Below are 18,236 nucleotides of genomic sequence, written 5' to 3'. Positions count from 1 at the left end.
TCCCCAGCTGAAATGCTGATGTCAAGGGGTAACTGGAGCCCCTGACTAAGGATATTGTCGCATGCGGAGATAATCAGTGGTTGGGGCGCGTGTGAACTAAGCGCCAAATTTTTATTTTTCACAAGAATTTGTTGACAAAAACATGGCTCAATACGTCTTTTCGATGAACCACCTGTCCAAGACTGTGCCGCCCAAGCGCCAGATCTTGAAGGACATTTCGTTGAGTTTCTTCCCGGGCGCCAAGATCGGCGTGCTGGGCCTGAACGGCTCTGGTAAGTCTTCGCTGCTGAAGATCATGGCGGGCGTGGACAAGGAGTTCGAAGGCGAAGCCATCCCCATGCAGGGACTGTCTATCGGCTATCTGCCGCAGGAGCCACAGCTCAACCCTGAGCACACCGTGCGTGAAGCGGTGGAAGAGGCCATGGCAGAGGTGAACAACGCCCGCAAGCGTCTGGACGAGGTCTACGCCGCCTATGCAGAAGAAGATGCTGACTTCGACGCCCTGGCTGCCGAGCAGGCAAAGCTGGAAGCCATCATTGCTGCTGCAGGTACTGACTCCGAGCACCAGCTGGAAATCGCGGCTGACGCGCTGCGCCTGCCACCATGGGATGCTGTGATCGGCAAGCTCTCCGGTGGTGAAAAGCGCCGCGTGGCCCTGTGCAAGCTGCTGCTGTCCAAGCCTGACATGCTGCTGCTGGACGAGCCTACCAACCACCTGGACGCCGAATCCGTGGAATGGCTGGAGCACTTCCTGCACCGCTTCTCTGGAACTGTGGTGGCTATTACCCACGACCGCTACTTCCTGGACAACGCCGCTGAGTGGATCTTGGAACTGGACCGTGGCCATGGCATTCCCTACAAGGGCAACTACTCCGAATGGCTGATCCAGAAGCAGAACCGTCTGGAGCAGGAGCAAAAGGGTGAAGAAGCACGCGCCAAGGCCCTGAAGAAGGAGCTGGAGTGGGTGCGCCAGAACGCCAAGGGTCGCCAGGCCAAGTCCAAGGCGCGTATTGCACGCTTTGAGGAATTGAGCGATTACGAATACCAGCGCCGCAACGAGACACAGGAAATCTTCATTCCTGTGGCCGAGCGTCTGGGCTCCAAGGTCATCGAGTTCAAAAATGTGTCCAAGGCATTTGGCGATCGTCTGCTGATCGACAACCTGTCCATGAACATTCCTGCAGGCGCGATCGTCGGCATCATCGGCCCTAACGGTGCCGGTAAGTCGACCCTGTTCAAGCTGATCGCTGGCAAGGAACAGCCTGATTCCGGTACGGTGGAAATCGGCCAGACCGTCAAGCTCGCCTACGTGGACCAGTCGCGTGACAGCCTGGCTGACGAAAAGACCGTGTGGGAAGACATCTCCGGTGGTCTGGACATCCTGAACATCGGCAAGTTCCAGATGGCTTCGCGTGCCTACGCTGGTCGCTTTAACTTCAACGGTCAGGACCAGCAGAAGAAGGTGGGCATGCTCTCCGGTGGTGAGCGCGGCCGTCTGCACCTGGCCAAGACCCTGATTCAGGGCGGCAACGTGCTGCTGCTGGACGAACCCTCGAACGACCTGGACGTGGAAACTCTGCGTGCCCTGGAAGATGCGCTGCTGGAGTACGCTGGTACCGTGCTGGTGATCTCCCACGACCGCTGGTTCCTGGACCGTATCGCCACCCACATTCTGGCTGCCGAAGGCGACTCGCAGTGGGTGTTCTTCGACGGTAACTACCAGGAATACGAAGCTGACAAGAAGCGTCGCCTGGGCGAAGAGGGTGCTGCACCCAAGCGCTTCCGCTACAAGGCACTGAAGTAATTCGTGCGATAAGCGCTGACTGACAGAAGGCTCCTTCGGGAGCCTTTTTTGCGACCGGATTGCGCACGAGCAGGGGGCTCGTCAATCCAGTGGTTTGGGAGAAACCCCGAATCGGAAAATGAGACACTGCACCTACATTGAAAAATTGACCTCAATCAAAAACAGATAGGGAGCATTTTTCAATGACAGTGTTTGTTTCACGCCGTCGCCTGGCACAACTGGGCGTTGGCCTGCTGGCTGCCAGCACCATGGCGGTTTTTGCGCAGGACAGCTATCCCACCAAGCCCGTGCGCATTGTTGTTGGTTTCTCTGCAGGTGGCACGACCGACGTGGTGGCACGCATCATGGCCAAGGAACTGACGGAACGTCTGGGCCAGCCTTTTGTGGTGGAAAACCGTCCCGGTGGCGGCAGCAATATTGCGACCGAAGCCGTCAAGGCTGCACAGCCTGATGGTTACACCCTGCTGTTTGTGGCGGTGACCAGTGCCATCAACCAGACGCTGTATCCGAACGTCAAGTTTGATCTGAATCGTGACTTTGATGCGGTGGCGTTGGGTGCCAAGGTGCCCAATATTCTGGTCGTCCACCCCAGCGTGCCGGCGAACAATGTGCCGGACTTCATTGAGTGGGCACGTGCCAATAATGACAAGATTGCCTATGCCTCTTCGGGCAGTGGCACTTCCATCCACATGGCGGCCGAAATGTTCAAGGTGCGCACAGGCCTGAAGACCCAGCACATTCCCTACAAGGGCAGCGCTCCCGCGGTGACCGATCTGATCGGTGGGCAGGTGCAGTTCATGTTTGACAACATGCCCGCCTCCTGGCCGCATGTGCAGTCTGGCAAGCTCAAGGCGCTGGCAGTGACGACCAAGAACCGCTCGGCTTCTGCGCCCGATGTGCCCACGCTGGAAGAAAGTGGTGTGGCGCCGTTTGATGTGACTTCATGGTTCGGTCTGATCGCTCCGAAGGGCACGCCCAAGGAAGTGATTGAGAAACTCAACCAGGCCATGAACGCGGCGTTTGACAAGCCCGAAGTACAGCAGGCCTATGCCAAGCTGGGTGCCGTGGCGCAGAAGAATACGCCACAGGATTTCAGCCAGTTCATCGCGCAGGAAATTGAAACCTGGGCGCCTGTGGTCAAGGCATCAGGTGCGACTGTGGATTGATGCATGTAATGGGTTGATGCTTTATTTTTAGGAGCGGCTAGCGCTTGATACTGCTTGGCTTCCTTATGAAAAACATTGGAAATCAAGGATTTATCAGCGCTAGCCGCTCTTTTTTATGAAGCTTTTTGCCAGTCTGTCCAGCTGGGCAGGCGTGCTTCACCGGCGACTTCCACAGACTGCGCCAGCAGCACGGCACGCGCGGTGGCTACGGCCACGGCTTCGGCCGCCAGTGTGGAGAGCGTCATCATGCCCAGCGTCTTGCCGGACTGGCCGGTGGCCAGGGCAAACAAGGTGTCGCCATCGCTCATGGTGTGTACCGGATTGATGGCGCGGGCCAGTCCATCGTGCGCTGTCACGGCCAGCCGGTGGGCCTGGGCTTTGGTGAGGATGGCGTCGGTGGCGACCACGCCAATCGTGGTGTTGCTGCCAGCCAGTATGGGCAGGGGCTCTTCACCGCGCAGCAGGGCATCACGCGCGTTGAGCAGCTGCTGACCATCGGCCGTGCGCGCACCGGCAATCAGTGCACCGGTGTAGGGGTTGAATACATCACCCAGCGCATTGCAGGCCACAAGTGCCCCGACGGTCACGCCGTGCACGCTGAAGCTGGCAGTGCCAATGCCTGCTTTCATGGCGCGGTGCCAGCCAAAAATCTTGCCGATCACTGCGCCGGCACCCGCGCCCACCGTGCCTTCAGCGGGGTGTGCGTGGCTGGCGGCCTGGCAGGCGGCATAGCCTGCTGCGGCATCTGGGCGGATACGCATATCGCCCAGCTTTACATCAAACAGCACAGCGGCTGGCACCAGTGGAATGCGGCCCACGCCAATGTCCAGACCTGCCCCTTGTTCTTCCAGCCAGCGCACTGCGCCCGTGGCGGCGTCCAGCCCCCAGGCGCTGCCGCCCGAGAGCATGACGCCATGCACCTGCTGCACCAGATTGCTGGGGTGCAGCAGATCGGTTTCACGCGTGCCGGGCGCTGCGCCGCGCACATCGACACCGGCCGCAGCCCCTTCCGGACAGAGCACCACACTGCAGCCAGTAGGGCGGCGCGTGTCGGTGAAATGACCGACGGAGATGCCTTGAACCTGTGCGATATGGCCGCTGTGCTGCAAAAGTACGTCGTGCATGGAGTGACTTCCAAACGGAGGCTGGGTGGATTTATTCGGAATCTGAATAAACAGCTTTCAAAACAGTATTTAGGGTTTGCCTGCACTGCCCCCATACTGCCATACCATCAACAGACTGTGCAGGCCGCCATTGTGGCGCAGGGCACACCATTGTTTTTAAGGGAGTATGCATGTCTGATCGCGTTGCTTTGAAGGCTGGCCGTCGTGCCGTAGTTGCAGGTGCTTTGCTGGCATTGGCTGGTGTGATGGCTGTACCTGCCATGGCGCAGGACGCTGCCAAGAAAAATCTGCTGATCGGTGCGACCGCTGGCTCGAACTATGACCTGCTGCAAGAAGGCATCGTGCCCCAGCTCAAGGCACAGGGCTATACCGTCAAGCTCATTGAATTCAATGACTATGTGCAGCCCAATCTGGCGCTGGCTGATGGCTCGCTGGACGCCAACTTCTTCCAGCACCGCGCCTACTTTGACCAGTTCACCAAGGATCGCAAGCTGGCCCTGACGCCCATCGTGCAAGGCCCTGTGGCTCCTATGGGCGTGTATTCCAAGAAGCACAAGAGCCTGGATGGCGTCAAGACCGGTGCCAGCGTAGCCTTGCCCAACGACCCCAGCAATCTGGCACGTGCCCTGCTGGTGCTGGAGCAGGCTGGCTGGGTCAAGCTCAAGCCCGGTGTGAACCCCGCGCGGGTGTCGGAGCTGGATCTGGCTGAAAACAAGTACAAGCTCAAGTTCCTGCCGCTGGATGCAGCCCAGCTGCCACGCGTGCTGGAAGATGCGGACTTTGTGGTGGTCAACGGCAACTTTGCCATCTCTTCGGGCCTGAAGCTGGAAGAGGCCGTGGTGCTGGAAAAAACGCCTGATCTGTACCTGAACGTGGTGGCCGTGAAGACCGGCAATGAAAACACCCAGTGGGCCAAGGATCTGGCAGCCGCCTACCGCTCTGACGCCTTCAAGCAAGTGGTGGACACCAAGTTTGTGGGCTATATGAAGCCTGCTTTCCTGCAGTAAGCCGCTCTTGCCCAGCCTTGCGCAGCCGTGATTCAGGCTTGGGCAGTGGTTGAGGCGCATGTACCAAGAAGCTGCCTGCGGGCAGCTTCTTTGCTTGCGGGCAGTGTCTGAGGCGGCCTAGTGTCCTGTCCCGCTGATACGTGAGCAAAGTCGATGCAGCTTTTCGAGGATCGAATCTGCGGTGGCGGTCCACTTGAACGGCTGGCAGTTCGCGTTGTGGGTGGCGACGAAGTGATCGATGCGCTGGACGAGTTGCTTGACGCTGGTGAAGCATGGCTTGCTCATGCCTTCGGTGTTCATCCACCATGCCGAGCGCAATGGTCTGATGGCGCCGCTGGGGCAATGGGTGCTGGAGCAGGCATGCCTGCAGCTGAAAAAGTGGCAGAAAGACCCGGTGATGGCGCAGCTGGAACTGGCCGTGAACGTGAGTCAGACGCAGTTCAGGCAGGACAGCTTTACGGCCGATGTGCTGCGTGCTGTGCAGCAGCATGGCATAGAGCCACGGCGTCTGGAGCTGGAACTGACCGAGACGCTGATGGCGCTGAACATGGACGATCTGCAGCACAAGATGCAGTTGCTCGAGCGCAGCGGCCTGCGTTTTTCGCTCGATGACTTCGGAACGGGGTTTTCATCGCTGCACTGGCTGAGGCAGCTGCCCCTGCCCCTGCATACGCTCAAGATTGACCGTTCGTTTGTGTCTGACCTGCCGCATGACAACAACAGTGCGGCCATTGTGAAAACCCTGCTGGGGTTGGCGCAGAGCATGGAACTGAAGGTGGTGGCCGAAGGCATAGAGCAGGATGCGCAGCAGGCTTTTCTGATGGAGCATGGCTGTCCACGCTTTCAGGGGTATCTGTACAGCAAACCGCTGCCGTTGCAGGAGTTCGTGAGCTTTGTGCGCAAGCACAACCTTTCTGCGTCACTGCAGACTTCTCCAGAAGGTATCACCAGCGGCACAGCGCAAGTGAAGTCGCCCGTGACCGCGCCATAAAAAATGAAAAAAGCGCCTGGGCTTGTGGCCTCAGGCACTTTGGGGGATTTGCAGAAGCTTCAGGCTCAGCCGCGCAGGGCGGTCAGCACTTCGTCCAGCATCTTCTTGGCATCGCCAAACAGCATGCGGTTGTTGTCCTTGTAGAACAGCGGGTTGTCCACACCAGCGTAGCCGGACGCCATCGAGCGCTTCATCACGATGGTGTGCTTGGCCTTCCACACTTCCAGCACGGGCATGCCAGCGATGGGGCTGGTGGGGTCTTCGGCCGCCGAGGGGTTCACGATGTCGTTGGCACCAATCACGATGACTACGTCGGCATCCGGGAAGTCCTCGTTGATTTCGTCCATCTCCATGACGATGTCATAGGGCACCTTGGCCTCGGCCAACAGCACATTCATGTGGCCGGGCATGCGACCCGCCACAGGGTGGATGGCGAACTGCACCTGGACCCCTTTTTCACGCAGGGTCTTGGTGATTTCAAACACGGTGTGCTGGGCCTGGGCCACAGCCATGCCATAGCCAGGCACGATGATGACGCGCTTGGCATCGCGCAGCATCTCGGCGGTTTCCTGGCTGTTGATGGGCACTACTTCGCCCTGGGGCTGTGCGGCAGCGCCAGCGGCTGCCTTGGGGGCGCCAGAGCCAAAACCGCCCGCAATCACGCTGATGAAGTTGCGGTTCATGGCGTTGCACATGATGTAGCTCAGGATGGCACCGGAGGAGCCCACCAGCGCGCCGGTCACGATCAGCAGGTCATTGCTCAGCATGAAGCCGGTGGCTGCTGCGGCCCAGCCGGAGTAGCTGTTGAGCATGGACACCACCACGGGCATGTCTGCACCGCCGATGGCCATCACCATGTGAATGCCGAACAGCAGGGCGATCACGGTCATGATGATCAGCGCAGGCATGCCAGCTTCTACGGAAGGCGCGTTGATGAATTCACGGCCAAAGTAGATCACGACCAGCAGCGCCACCAGGTTCAGCCAGTGGCGTGCAGGCAGCAGCAAGGGCTTGCCGCCGATCTTGCCGTTGAGCTTGCCAAAGGCAATCAGGGAGCCGGAGAAGGTCACGGCGCCAATCAGAATACCCACGTAGATTTCCACTTCATGGATGATTTTTTCTGCGCCTTCCAGATGCAGCGATGTGTCCACATAACTGGCAAAACCCACCAGACAGGCGGCTAGGCCGACCAGGCTGTGCATCAGCGCGACCAGCTCGGGCATCTGGGTCATCTTCACGACCTTGGCGGCATAAATGCCAATGCCACCGCCAATGACCAGGGCCGCCACGATCCAGGCAATGCCGTCCGTGGTGACGCGCGGGCCGAACACGGTCGCCAGGATGGCAATCGCCATGCCCAGCATGCCAAAGAGATTACCCCGGCGCGAGGTTTCTGGGTTGGACAGACCGCCCAGACTCAGGATGAACAAAATGGCCGCTCCCAGATAGGCCATGGTTGCAAGACTTTGAGACATTGAAATGCTTCCTTCTTATCGTTCTTCTTACTTGCGGAACATGGCCAGCATGCGACGGGTCACGGCAAAGCCACCGAACATGTTGATGGCCGTGAGCACCAGTGCGGCAAAGGCCAGCCAGGTAATCAGGCTGTCAGGGCGGCCATCGGTGCCTGCGGCGGGCGAAGCAATCTGCACCAGCGCGCCAATGGCGATGATGGAGGAGATGGCATTGGTCACGCTCATCAGCGGCGTGTGCAGCGCAGGCGTGACGTTCCACACCACCATGTAGCCAATAAAGCAGGCCAGCACGAACACGGTGAAGTGGCCCAGGAAGGCCTCGGGCGCATAGGCACCGACGAACCAGAAAGCGACGGCAGCGATGGCGAAAATGATGGCCAGTGTCTTGGCAGGCAGCGGGCCGGTGCTGCCGTGACCATGGGCGGACTTTTTCTCGGCAGCAGCAGGCGCTGTGGCAGGCTTGGGCGCAGGGGCAGGCTGAGTTTTGAGTGGTGGCGCTGGCCAGGTGATGGCGCCGTCCTTGATGACCGTCAGGCCACGGATGGCATCGTCTTCCATGTTCACGAAAGCCTTGCCGTCCTTGGCCTTGCACAGCTCTTCGATCAGGCGCAGCAGGTTGGTGGCGTACAGCGTGGACGACTGCTTGGCCAGGCGCGAAGCCAGGTCGGTATAGCCAATGATGGTCACGCCATGGCGTACTACGGCTTCATCGCGCACCGTCAGTTCACAGTTGCCGCCTTGCTCGGCCGCCATGTCTACGATGACGCTGCCGGGCTTCATGCTCTTGACCATCTCTTCGGTGATCAGGCGTGGCGCAGGCTTGCCGGGGATCAGGGCCGTGGTGATGATGATGTCGGCATCCTTGGCCTGGCTTGCGTACATCTGGCGCTGTGCTGCCTGGAAACCCTCGCTCATCACCTTGGCGTAGCCACCACCGCCGGAGCCGTCTTCTTCGTAGTCCACCTTGATGAACTCGCCGCCGAGCGACTTGACCTGGTCGGCCACTTCGGCACGTGTGTCGTTGGCACGCACGATGGCGCCCAGATTGGCGGCAGTGCCAATGGCAGCCAGACCGGCTACACCGGCACCCGCGACGAACACCTTGGCCGGAGGCACCTTGCCCGCAGCGGTGATCTGACCGTTGAAGTAGCGGCCAAAGGCGTTGGCCGCTTCAATCACGGCGCGGTAGCCTGAGACACCGGCGGTAGAGGTCAGCGCGTCCATCTTCTGCGCGCGGCTGAGCGTGCGGGGCAGGCAGTCCATGGCCAGCACGGTGGCTTGCTTGTCGGCCAGTTGCTGCATCAGCTCGGGGTGCTGGGCAGGCCAGATGAAGCTGATGACGGTGGTGCCAGGTCGAATCAGCGCCACTTCTTCGCTGCTGGGGCCGCGGACCTTGAGCACGATGTCCGCAGCTGCCCACAGCTCGGCGGCGCTGCCCACGACGCTGGCACCTGCGGCGCGGTAGCTGTCGTCGCTGAACTGCGCTGGCTCGCCAGCACCGCTTTCGATGACGACTTCAAAGCCCAGCTTGATCAGCTTTTCCACCACCTCGGGCACGGTAGCTACGCGCTTTTCCAGGGGAAACGTTTCCCGAGGCACGCCAATGCGCTGGGGCGTGGAGTGAGGGGCGTCAGTCATGGGTAGACCTCCAGAATTTTGTAAACGTTGTCAGGTGCGCGTCATGGCGCGCAAGAATCCTGCGTATCGCGGATGCCTTCTTATGCGTAACTCGCATGAAGTCATGCAAGCATTCCTTGGGCGCATCCTACAAGCCTTTGTCACCGTGCTTTCGGATGGTGCCTATCTCGTTTGGATGCACTGTTTTGAGGCGCGACATGCAAAAAATGAACAGGATTTGTGCATTTCTCTCGTAAATGCACTGTTTTGGAAATGCTTTTGGGGTGTTTGCACCATGCATGTGCAAGCACTCGCTTGTGGTGACTGCGATGTATGCATTATCTAAACAAGATGTATCAATGTCTTTGTTGCGACAATTGAAGGCCTTTTGCCGCGTTCGCAGACCTGGGAAATGCCCTGTGTTGGGGCAGGGCGGCAACGACTTAGCTGAGATAGCAAAAAGCTGAGAGTTTTTTATTGGTTGGATTCGCGGGCAGAACACGGGATACTTTGCGCACCATTTTGGTGCTTGGGTTGAAGCACCAGTTTTGCAACGGAAGAAAGTACTTGGGCCGCCTTCGGGCGGCCATTTTTTCAAGTGCGGGCTTTTAAGTCCGGATGCGGGTCTGCACTTCCGCTTCCAGAATGGCGAACGCACGCCACTCCATGGCCTGCAGTTGTTCAGTGACGGTCATGGGCAAATCCCGCGTCAGCACGGCAGCGCCCAGGTCACTGAGCAGTGCGTTGCCCGTGGTGGGTTCATACAGGATGTTGTGGGCGTAGATGTCACCATGCACGATGCCGTGGGCGTGCAGATGGGTGATGGCGCTGTGCACGCACTCCAGCAGGCGGGTGGCAGTCTGTGGGCTGAAATGCGTGTCAGGCGCATAGACATCGCGCGTGCAGCTGGTAAAGCTGGGTGGTCCGGCCAGATTCACATATCCGGTGGGAAGCAGTGGCAGCGCCATGGCAAGCTTGCCTTCAGGGTGGCCATGCACGGCGGCTAGCGGTGTGAGCAAGTGGGGGTGAGCCCCGGCTGCCAGCCCGGCTGCCAGTTCTGACTGCGGCGTGCCATCACTGGTGGCCAATGCCTTGAACACTTTGAGAGCCAGCGGCTGATGGCTGCCTTTGACCGTGGCGCGGTAGATGTGGCCGCTGGCACCTTCACCCAGCAGTTCATGCAGTTGCAGATTTTGATAAAAAATGGCCGTTTGTGCAGATGCAGCAAGCGTTGATAGCTCACTTTTTTGTGTCATGGGGTTGCCTGCCACTGCAGGCCAGGCCAGTGCAGGCAGCGTGAGCAGGCTGTCTGGCAGTGTGGTGAAGCAGTTGCTGGCGATGCGCAGCAGCTCCAGACGCGTGCAGCCAGACAGATCGGGCAGTGCATGCAGCTGGTTGCACGAGAGCATGAGCTTTTGCAGCCGTGGGCGTTGGCCCAGGCTGTCGGGCAGCTGGCTGATCTGGTTGTCGGTCAGAATCAGCCAGCGCAGCCGGGGTGGCAGGCTGTCTGCGGGTACATGCTGAATCTGGCAGGCCTTGAACCCCACCATCTCCAGCTGCGGGCACTGGCCGAGCACACGGGGCAGTTCGGTGAATGGGTTGCAGGAGGCAAACAGAATGCGCAGCTGTGGAAAGTGCGCCAGTTCATTGGGTAGGGCCGTGAGCTGGTTGCCGGACAGGTCCAGGATTTCCAGCGTGTCAGCCAGATCCAGCAACTGGCGGGGGAAGTGGCTGAGGCCCAGATGGGTCAGTCGTACATGGCGCGCACCAGCCAGCGCGCCGCTTTCTAAGTCTTCAAGGGTATGCATGCGGGCGCCAGTGTAGTGCGGGCGCCAGATGGCTTAGCGGTAGCTGGTAAAGACCGAGGTGCTGACGCCGCTGCCCAGCATGCGCTTGGTCACGAGGAGTACGTCATAGGGGTCCTTGCGGCCGCCATAGACGGCGCCGTCCATGCCAGGGCTGCCAATGGGCATGCCAGGCACGGTAATGCCGAGCGCCTTGGGCTTTTGCTGCAGTAGCTTGTGCACATCGGCTGCGGGCACATGGCCTTCGACCACATAGCCTCCCACCAGCGCCGTATGACAGGAACCCAGCTCTGGCGGCAGCCCCAGCTTGGCGCGCACGGCATTGTTGCCGCCGTGGTGGATCTGTACGGCAAAGCCATTGGCTTGCAGATGATCAATCCAGTCTTGGCAGCAGCCGCAGCTGGGGTCTTTCCAGACCTCAACCGGGATGCGTGAGGGGGAGGCAGCCCACAGCGACGGAGCGACCAGTGCGGCTGCAGCAGCCGTGGCATGCAGCAAAGCGCTGCGGCGGGACAGGGATGTGTGTGCAGTCATGAGCGGATTCTCGCAGTTGTGTGCAGGTCTGTACTACGCGGCAGATCAAGCATGGGTAGATATTCAGCCTCCGTAGCGACCAGGGCGATGGTTCATGGAGAGGACCTGGTTCAGCGTCAGTGCTGCTACGACAGACCACAGGGCACGTTCCAGATCCACGATGAAAAAGGCGCTGAGCAGGACCAGGCAGTCCAATGTCATCTGCACATAGCCAGCACGCCAGCCGCAGCGCTCCTGCAGATACAGCGCCATAATGCCAAAGCCACCCAGGCTGCAGCGGTGGCGAAACAGCACCAGCATGCCCATGCCCATGAGCATGCCGCCAACGAGGGCGGCATAGGCGGGCTGCACCATGTCAATGTGGACATAGTAGGACTGCAGTTCAGACGTCAGCGACAGCAGCCCCACCGCGGCAAATGTCTTGAGCGTAAAGGCCAGGCCCATCTTGCGAATCGCCAGCCAGTAAAAGGGCAGGTTCAGCACAAAAAACCACAGACCAAAACTCCAGTCGGTCGCGTAGTCCAGCGCAAATGCCAGACCTGCCATGCCACCTGTCACCAGCCCTGCCTGCTTGAACAGGATCACGCCGACCGAGACCAGCAGCACACCGGTCAGTATGGCTGCCGCATCTTCCAGCGGCGTGTGTGGCAGAGGCTGGGGCGGGGCGGAAGGGGCAGAGGCGGAGCGCATGGTTGGTGGAGTATTTTTTTGAGCGTCAATCGGTAAAAGCGCGAGGATTATGCAACCCCAACTGCGATTGCGCTCGTTTTTTGTGTGCTTATCCGATGCGGCGCAAGCGCAGCCCGTTGGCTACCACCAGCAGGCTCACGCCCATGTCTGCCAGTACCGCCAGCCACATGCTGGCGCTGTCGGCCAGCGCCAGTCCAAAAAATGCAGCCTTGATAGACAGGGCCAGTGCAATGTTCTGCCACAGCACCACGTGTGCGCGGCGAGACAGTTCAATGGTGGCGGGAATGCGGCGCAGGTCGTCGTTCATGAGCACCACGTCTGCGGTTTCCATGGCCATGCCCGTGCTGTGTGCGCCGCCCATGGCAAAGCCCATGTCGGCCTGCGCCAGCGCAGGTGCATCGTTGATGCCATCGCCCACCATGCCGACTGCGCCTTGCTGCTGCAGGGCTTGTAGCTGCTGGAGCTTGTCCTGCGGCAGCAGACCGCCCTGAGCCTGTGTGATGCCTGCCTGCGCTGCAATGGCACGCACCGCATCGGGATGGTCGCCACTGAGCATGACGGGTGTAATGCCCATGGCCTGCAGCTGGGCTACAGCTTCTGCAGCTTCGGGGCGCAGGCGGTCGGCCACGGCAAACAGGGCCAGGACCTCGGTGGCGGTTGCCAGCAGGCTGACGCTGCGGCCCTGCTGGGTGTGGGCGGTGATGGCAGCCTGCAGTGCGGGGCTGTCCAGCTGCTGCTCCTGTGCCCAGCGCAGATTGACCAGGTAATAGGTCTGGCCCTGAATGCGGGCCTGCACACCACGGCCTGGCAGGGCCAGCAGTGCTTCAGCCTCGCTGCTGGCAGTGATCTGCTCTTGCAGCCCCAGCGCAATGGCTCGGGAGACCGGGTGGTCAGAGCGCGATGCCAGGCTCCATGCCAGTTGCATGGCCTGGGGTGCAGGTACGGTGGTCGTCAGCAGCTGCCAGTCCACCAGCGCAGGCTTGCCGGTGGTGAGTGTGCCGGTCTTGTCCAGCGCAACGGTACGCAGCAGGCGTGCAGCTTCCAGGCTGCTGCCGCCTTTGAGCAGCACACCCTGGCGCGCTGCGCTGGTGAGGGCGCTGACCACGGTGACTGGTGTGGACAGCACCAGTGCACAGGGGCAGGCAATCACCAGCAAGGCCAGGGCCTGGTAGATGGCGTTCAGCCAGCCCCAGCCCCAGAACAGCGGTGCGATCACTGCCAGGCCAATGGCCAGCAGCATGACGATGGGGGTGTAAATAGCGGCAAACCGATCGACAAAACGCTGGGTCGGGGCCTTGCGGGCCTGTGCCTGCTCCACGGCGCGGACGATGCGCGCCAGCATGGAGTCCGCCGTGGCGGCTGTGACCTGCACCTGCAGCTCGGCTTCCTGGTTGATGCTGCCTGCCCAGACGGCATCGCCCGGGGCCTTGTCTACGGGCACGCTCTCACCGGTGATGGGTGCCTGGTTCACGCTGCTGTGGCCAGCGGTGATGCTGCCATCCAGCGGAATGCGTGCACCCGGAGCCACGCGTACCGTGGCGCCAGCCGGTACTTCGGCCGTGGGCATGGTGATGCTGCTGCCATCGGACTGCACCACCTGCGCTGTGTCGGGGGCCAGCTGCAGCAGCGCGCGGATGGCCAGCCGTGCGCGGTCCATGGCCTGGTCTTCAATGCGCTCGGCCGCGGCGTACAGGGCCATGACCATGGCAGCCTCGGGCCACTGGCCAATCAGAAAAGCGCCGGTTACGGCCACGGCCATCAGGGCATGGATGCCCAGCTGCAGCCGCCACAGGCTTTGCAGGCCAGATTTGTAGACCCCCAGGCCGGCCAGGCCAATGGCCAGCACGGCCAGTGCCATGCCTGCGTAGTGCAGGGCCGGGTACTGCGGGGTGAACCAGTGCGCCGCTTCGGCCAGCAGCGCCAGCATCAGCGCCGCGCTGATGCGGGGCCAGCCGGGCAGTACGCCGTGGTCGTGGCCGTGGTCGTTCGCATCTGCATGGGAGTGTGCATGTGCATCGTCGTGCGCATGGGCTTGAGAGGTGCAGCAGGGGAGGTGTTTGTCGTTCATGTCATGATTGGAAAGTTGAAAGTCACTTCAAGGTCAAGCCCCATGACAGCATTGCGCATAGGAGAAGCGGCACAACGCACCGGCGTGTCGGCTGCCAATATTCGCTACTACGAAAAACAGGGCCTGCTGGCACCGGCCATGCGGCAGGAAAACGACTATCGCCTCTATACCGAGGCCGATCTGCACCGGCTGCGCTTTATCCGCATGTGCCGAGCCATGGACATGTCGCTGGACGAGGTGCGCATCCTGCTGGCGCTGGACGGGCAAAAGCCTGATGACTGCCATGCTGCCACGGCCACCATCAGCGCCCACCTGCAGCATGTGCGGCAGCGGCTGGCGGAGCTGCGTGCGCTGGAAAAGGCGCTGCAGTCCCTGAAAAACCTGTGCGATGGCAGGCAGCCGCACTGCAATCTGATTGCAGCCCTGCATGCCCAGGCCGAGCAGGACACGCGGCCTGAGCCTGGCACGCAGGTCAAGCGGCATGTGTGAGCGCAGCTTGAATGCTTTCAAAATAAAAGCGCCTTGCGCTTGAAATACGAGCATTTCAAATAGAAAACTATTTCAAATACAGTAGGGGTGAGCGCAAGCCGCTCTACTTTTTAATTTTTGAACCCGTCTGCCTGGCTGGCACGGGAGAAAGAGAAGACATGCAGGACATGGATTGGCGTGGCGTGCGAGCCATGGTGTTTGATATGGATGGCACTTTGCTCAATACCGAGCAGGTCATCGTGCATGCTGCCAGCCAGACCCTGGAGCACCTGGGCCATGGCCCTTTGCCCGAGGGCTATCGCATGCCCAATATGTTTGGCACGGCGGCTGATCTGATGGCCGATGTGCTGATTGACCGTGGCGTGCCGCTGCCGCCCACCGGGCGTGCACAGCTGGGGGCGCTGTTCGAGCGCTTTTATGCCGAGCGCCCAGCGGGCAGTGCACCGCTGTATGAGGGCGTGCGCGAATGGCTGCAGTACGTGCACGAGCGCGGCATTGCCCTGGCTGTGTGCACCAACAAGCAGTACGACCTGGCCATCCATGGTCTGGAAGCAGCGGGCATCTTGCCCTTGTTCGATGCCGTCACCGGGCGTGACACCTGCGGTATACCCAAGCCTGCGCCAGACCCACTGCTGCATACCCTGTCGCAGCTGCATGTGCCGCCGCAGGATGCGCTGTACTTTGGCGACACCCATGTGGATGCAGCCTGCGCGGATGCGGCCGGTGTGCGCTTTGTGTGGTTTTCCGCAGGCTTTGGCACGCCACGGGTGCGTGAGTATCCGCAGGCGCTGGCATTTACGGACTACCCATCGCTGCAGCAGCTGGCCAGCTTTTAAGAACGGCTGCCAGCAGCACAACCCGCGCAAGGCGGGTTGTGTGTGAGGAAAGACCTGAGGCTTTTTTGGGGAGGCTCAGCGCCAGGTTGGCTCAGGACCTCGGTAGCCCAGTGCCTGCGAAATTTCATAGGCCGTGCTCTGCAGCTTGGGCAGCCAGCCTTCGTCCAGGCGATCAGCGGGGGCGGAAATCGACAGGGCGGCAATCAGCTTGGCCTGGTCGTCATAGATGCCAGCGGCCATGCATCGCACGCCCAGCTCCAGCTCCTCGTTGTCGTAGGCGACGCCGGTGTCGCGAATCTTTTGCAGCTCGCGCTCCAGCACAGGCAGCTGGGTGATGCTGTTGTGCGTATTACCCGCCAGACCCGTGCGCATGGCGTAGGCGCGCACACGCTGGGGCTCATCGACGGACAGGAACAGCTTGCCGTTGGAGGTCAGGTGCAGCGGTGCATGACTGCCAATGGCGCGCACCACCTGCATGCCCGAGCGCTCGCTGTAGGCACGCTCCACATAGACGATTTCATCACCCTGGCGCACGCTGAGATTGACGGGCTGCTGGATCAGCTTGTGCAGCTGGCGCATGCCGGGCAGTGCGGTTTCGCGCACGCTCAGGCGGGCCTTGACCAGATTGCCCAGTTCCAGAAAGCGCATGCCCAGGCGGTAGCTGCCGGATTCCGGGCGGTCTACGAAGCGGCCTGCAGCCAGATCATTGAGGATGCGGTGGGCGGTGGAGGGGTGCAAACCCGTCTTCTCGCTGATTTCCTTGAGCGACACGGCTTCTTCACGGGCGGCCAGAACGTCGATCAGGACAAACATGCGCTCTAGCACTTGAACACTGGGTTTGGCGGGCGTGGTGTCGAGATCGTTTTTCTTCATGTGAAATCCAAGACAAGATGGCCGGATTCTAGCCTCGTGCTACGGGTGTTGGATACATCTGTGGCGTTGGGGGTGCACGGCTTGTGCGCAGCTCAGGGTTTGTTCATACGCTGCCACTGCCTGTCGCGCAGCACCTCGTGGGGGTGAAACAGTGCCTTGTAGCGCATCTTGGGGGACTGCTCAATCCAGTAGCCCAGGTAGGCATAGGGCAGGCCCAGGCTGCGCGCATAGGCAATCTGCCACATCACGTTGAAGGTGCCGTAGCTGGCCTGTGCATCAGGCTCGTAGAAGGTGTAGACCGCAGACAGGCCGTCTTCCAGGTAGTCGATGATGGAGACCATGCGCAGCGCGCCATCTGCCGTGGGGTCGCGAAATTCCACCAGCCGCGTCTCGACACGGCTTTGCAGCAGGAACTGCGTGTACTGCTCGGTGTTGTCCTGGTCCATGCCGCCGCCGCTGTGGCGTGCATGCTGGTAGCGCTGGTACAGCGCATAGTGCTCGGGCGAAAAATGCAGGTTGTGCACCGTGGCCTGCAGATGCTGGTGCTGCCTGTAGGCGCGGCGCTGGCTGCGGTTGGGGTGGAATTCCTGCGCCAGCACACGCAGAGGCTGGCAGGCCTGGCACTGGCTGCAGTAAGGCCGGTAGGTAAACATGCCACTGCGGCGAAAACCGCGTGCCACCAGCGCCGAGTAGACCTCTGACTGAATCAGATGGCTGGGCACGGCAACCTGCGAACGGGCCTCCAGCCCTGGCAGATAGCTGCAGGGGTAGGGGGCTGTGGCATAGAACTGCAATTGGTAGTGCGGCAGATCGTTGAGCTGCGTCATGCGTATCAAAGGGAGATACCGAGTCGCTCCCAGTATATGGGGTGCAGTTGCCAGTCCATGGCTGGGTGCTGCTGCTGGCGAGCAGCTTCTGCCAGAAATTCGGCACGGGGGCGCTCGCGGGCACCCAGTGATGCCAGATGTGCTGTCGCCTGCTGGCAGTCGATCTGCGTGGCCCCATGGTGGCGGCACAGGGCCACCAGTGCAGCAAGGGCGATTTTGGATGCATCGCTCACATGGGCAAACATGGACTCCCCATACACGGCCTGGCCGAGCGCCACGCAGTACAGGCCGCCGACGAGCTGGCCATCGATCCAGGTTTCTACGCTGTGGGCCAGACCCTGCGCGTACAGACCGCAATAAGCGTCGATGATGCTGGGCACGATCCAGGTGCCATCCTGCCCCGGGCGTGCGGTGTTTGCACAGTGCTGCATGACCTGGCGAAAGCTGGTGTCGATGCGCACTTCACAGCCGGGTGTGCGCAGAAACTTGCGTAGCGTCCTGCGTAGTGAGGGGTGCAGGCGGAATTCCTCGGGGCACAGCACCATGCGTGGGTCGGGTGACCACCAGAGGTTGGGCTGTCCGGGGCTGAACCACGGAAAAATACCGTTGCGGTAGGCCTCCTTCAGGTGCTCAGCATCGAGTGTGCCGCCGGCTGCCAGCAGGCCAGGCATGGGGCTGTCATCCCCCCAGGCAGCTTCGACGGGAGGGAAGGGATCATCGGCATCGAGCCAGGTCAGTGCTTGCATTACTTGATAGAAAATCTTGGTAGAGAGCGTTGATAGGTGTGTACTTACATCAATGGATAAGGTCATTGCTGCGTCAATGCAGAGCAGTTCCTACAGTGGGTGCTGTCCTATGGGGACATGGCAGCAAATCAAAAATAGCTATGGTTACAGCAGTGACAACACATTATGTGGAATGGCAGTGTTG

General features: G+C 60.7%; 16 protein-coding genes and 1 pseudogene. 6 read left to right on the top strand and 11 right to left on the bottom strand.

Annotation, left to right across the window (positions count from 1 at the left end; genetic code table 11):
* Positions 1 to 142 precede the first annotated feature (142 nt).
* Complete coding sequence (gene ettA / locus F7P80_RS07030; RefSeq protein WP_054064943.1) at positions 143 to 1,804, top strand: energy-dependent translational throttle protein EttA; 1,662 nt, start codon at positions 143 to 145, stop codon at positions 1,802 to 1,804.
* Positions 1,805 to 2,052: 248 nt separating this feature from the next.
* Entirely contained in the window at positions 2,053 to 2,970 is a 918-nt protein-coding gene (locus F7P80_RS07025) for a Bug family tripartite tricarboxylate transporter substrate binding protein (protein WP_428840857.1), read from the top strand.
* Between the two features lie 113 nt (positions 2,971 to 3,083).
* Here F7P80_RS07025 and F7P80_RS07020 read toward each other — a convergent pair whose 3' ends face one another.
* A complete protein-coding gene (locus tag F7P80_RS07020) occupies positions 3,084 to 4,094 on the bottom strand; it encodes a P1 family peptidase (protein WP_151043604.1) in 1,011 nt (336 codons plus the stop codon).
* A 170-nt stretch (positions 4,095 to 4,264) separates the two neighbouring features.
* Here F7P80_RS07020 and F7P80_RS07015 point away from each other — a divergent pair, with 170 nt between their 5' ends.
* Positions 4,265 to 5,101 (top strand): MetQ/NlpA family ABC transporter substrate-binding protein, encoded by an 837-nt coding sequence (locus tag F7P80_RS07015; protein ID WP_151043602.1) that lies wholly within the window; start codon positions 4,265 to 4,267, stop codon positions 5,099 to 5,101.
* A gap of 117 nt (positions 5,102 to 5,218) precedes the next feature.
* Here the strand turns inward: F7P80_RS07015 and F7P80_RS07010 are convergent.
* Positions 5,219 to 5,371, bottom strand: a pseudogene (locus F7P80_RS07010) (IS630 family transposase); the annotation flags it as partial.
* Between F7P80_RS07010 and F7P80_RS07005 the strand changes: the two are divergent.
* Positions 5,340 to 6,092, top strand: coding sequence for an EAL domain-containing protein (locus tag F7P80_RS07005; RefSeq protein WP_151043600.1), 753 nt, complete (start codon positions 5,340 to 5,342; stop codon positions 6,090 to 6,092). The pseudogene F7P80_RS07010 and the gene F7P80_RS07005 overlap by 32 nt on opposite strands.
* Before the next feature lie 65 nt (positions 6,093 to 6,157).
* On the opposite strand, the gene pntB is transcribed toward F7P80_RS07005, so the two are convergent.
* From pntB to F7P80_RS06975, 6 genes are all read right to left on the bottom strand, one after another.
* Positions 6,158 to 7,567: a Re/Si-specific NAD(P)(+) transhydrogenase subunit beta gene (gene pntB / locus F7P80_RS07000; RefSeq protein ID WP_151043598.1), complete on the bottom strand. Its 1,410-nt coding sequence runs from the start codon at positions 7,565 to 7,567 to the stop codon at positions 6,158 to 6,160.
* A gap of 27 nt (positions 7,568 to 7,594) precedes the next feature.
* A complete protein-coding gene (locus F7P80_RS06995; RefSeq protein WP_151043596.1) occupies positions 7,595 to 9,205 on the bottom strand; it encodes a Re/Si-specific NAD(P)(+) transhydrogenase subunit alpha in 1,611 nt (536 codons plus the stop codon).
* A 587-nt stretch (positions 9,206 to 9,792) separates the two neighbouring features.
* Entirely contained in the window at positions 9,793 to 10,992 is a 1,200-nt protein-coding gene (locus tag F7P80_RS06990) for a leucine-rich repeat-containing protein kinase family protein (protein ID WP_151043594.1), read from the bottom strand.
* 33 nt (positions 10,993 to 11,025) lie between these two features.
* Positions 11,026 to 11,523 carry a DUF411 domain-containing protein gene (locus F7P80_RS06985; RefSeq protein WP_054064951.1) on the bottom strand — a complete coding sequence of 166 codons (498 nt, stop codon included), beginning with the start codon at positions 11,521 to 11,523 and terminating at the stop codon, positions 11,026 to 11,028.
* Between the two features lie 63 nt (positions 11,524 to 11,586).
* Positions 11,587 to 12,213 (bottom strand): YitT family protein, encoded by a 627-nt coding sequence (locus tag F7P80_RS06980; RefSeq protein WP_151043592.1) that lies wholly within the window; start codon positions 12,211 to 12,213, stop codon positions 11,587 to 11,589.
* An 88-nt stretch (positions 12,214 to 12,301) separates the two neighbouring features.
* Complete coding sequence (locus F7P80_RS06975) at positions 12,302 to 14,281, bottom strand: heavy metal translocating P-type ATPase (RefSeq protein WP_151043590.1); 1,980 nt, start codon at positions 14,279 to 14,281, stop codon at positions 12,302 to 12,304.
* Between the two features lie 42 nt (positions 14,282 to 14,323).
* Between F7P80_RS06975 and F7P80_RS06970 the strand changes: the two genes are divergently transcribed.
* Entirely contained in the window at positions 14,324 to 14,770 is a 447-nt protein-coding gene (locus F7P80_RS06970; RefSeq protein ID WP_054064953.1) for a MerR family transcriptional regulator, read from the top strand.
* Between the two features lie 158 nt (positions 14,771 to 14,928).
* The gene (locus F7P80_RS06965) at positions 14,929 to 15,606 is read left to right on the top strand and encodes an HAD family hydrolase (RefSeq protein ID WP_054064954.1); all 678 of its coding nucleotides are present in this window, start codon (positions 14,929 to 14,931) and stop codon (positions 15,604 to 15,606) included.
* Positions 15,607 to 15,681: 75 nt separating this feature from the next.
* Here F7P80_RS06965 and F7P80_RS06960 read toward each other — a convergent pair whose 3' ends face one another.
* From F7P80_RS06960 to aat, 3 genes are all read right to left on the bottom strand, one after another.
* A complete protein-coding gene (locus F7P80_RS06960; RefSeq protein ID WP_151043586.1) occupies positions 15,682 to 16,479 on the bottom strand; it encodes an IclR family transcriptional regulator in 798 nt (265 codons plus the stop codon).
* Between the two features lie 92 nt (positions 16,480 to 16,571).
* A complete protein-coding gene (locus F7P80_RS06955; protein WP_054064956.1) occupies positions 16,572 to 17,306 on the bottom strand; it encodes an arginyltransferase in 735 nt (244 codons plus the stop codon).
* A gap of 5 nt (positions 17,307 to 17,311) precedes the next feature.
* Positions 17,312 to 18,052, bottom strand: a complete 741-nt coding sequence (aat, locus tag F7P80_RS06950) for a leucyl/phenylalanyl-tRNA--protein transferase (protein ID WP_151043584.1) — start codon at positions 18,050 to 18,052, stop codon at positions 17,312 to 17,314.
* Between the last annotated feature and the right edge of the window lie 184 nt (positions 18,053 to 18,236).

It is taken from the genome of Comamonas kerstersii (assembly GCF_008801935.1).
Classification (GTDB): domain Bacteria; phylum Pseudomonadota; class Gammaproteobacteria; order Burkholderiales; family Burkholderiaceae_C; genus Comamonas; species Comamonas kerstersii.
The sequence above is the reverse complement of the archived record's forward strand: the minus strand, read 5'-3'. Positions and strand labels throughout refer to the sequence as shown.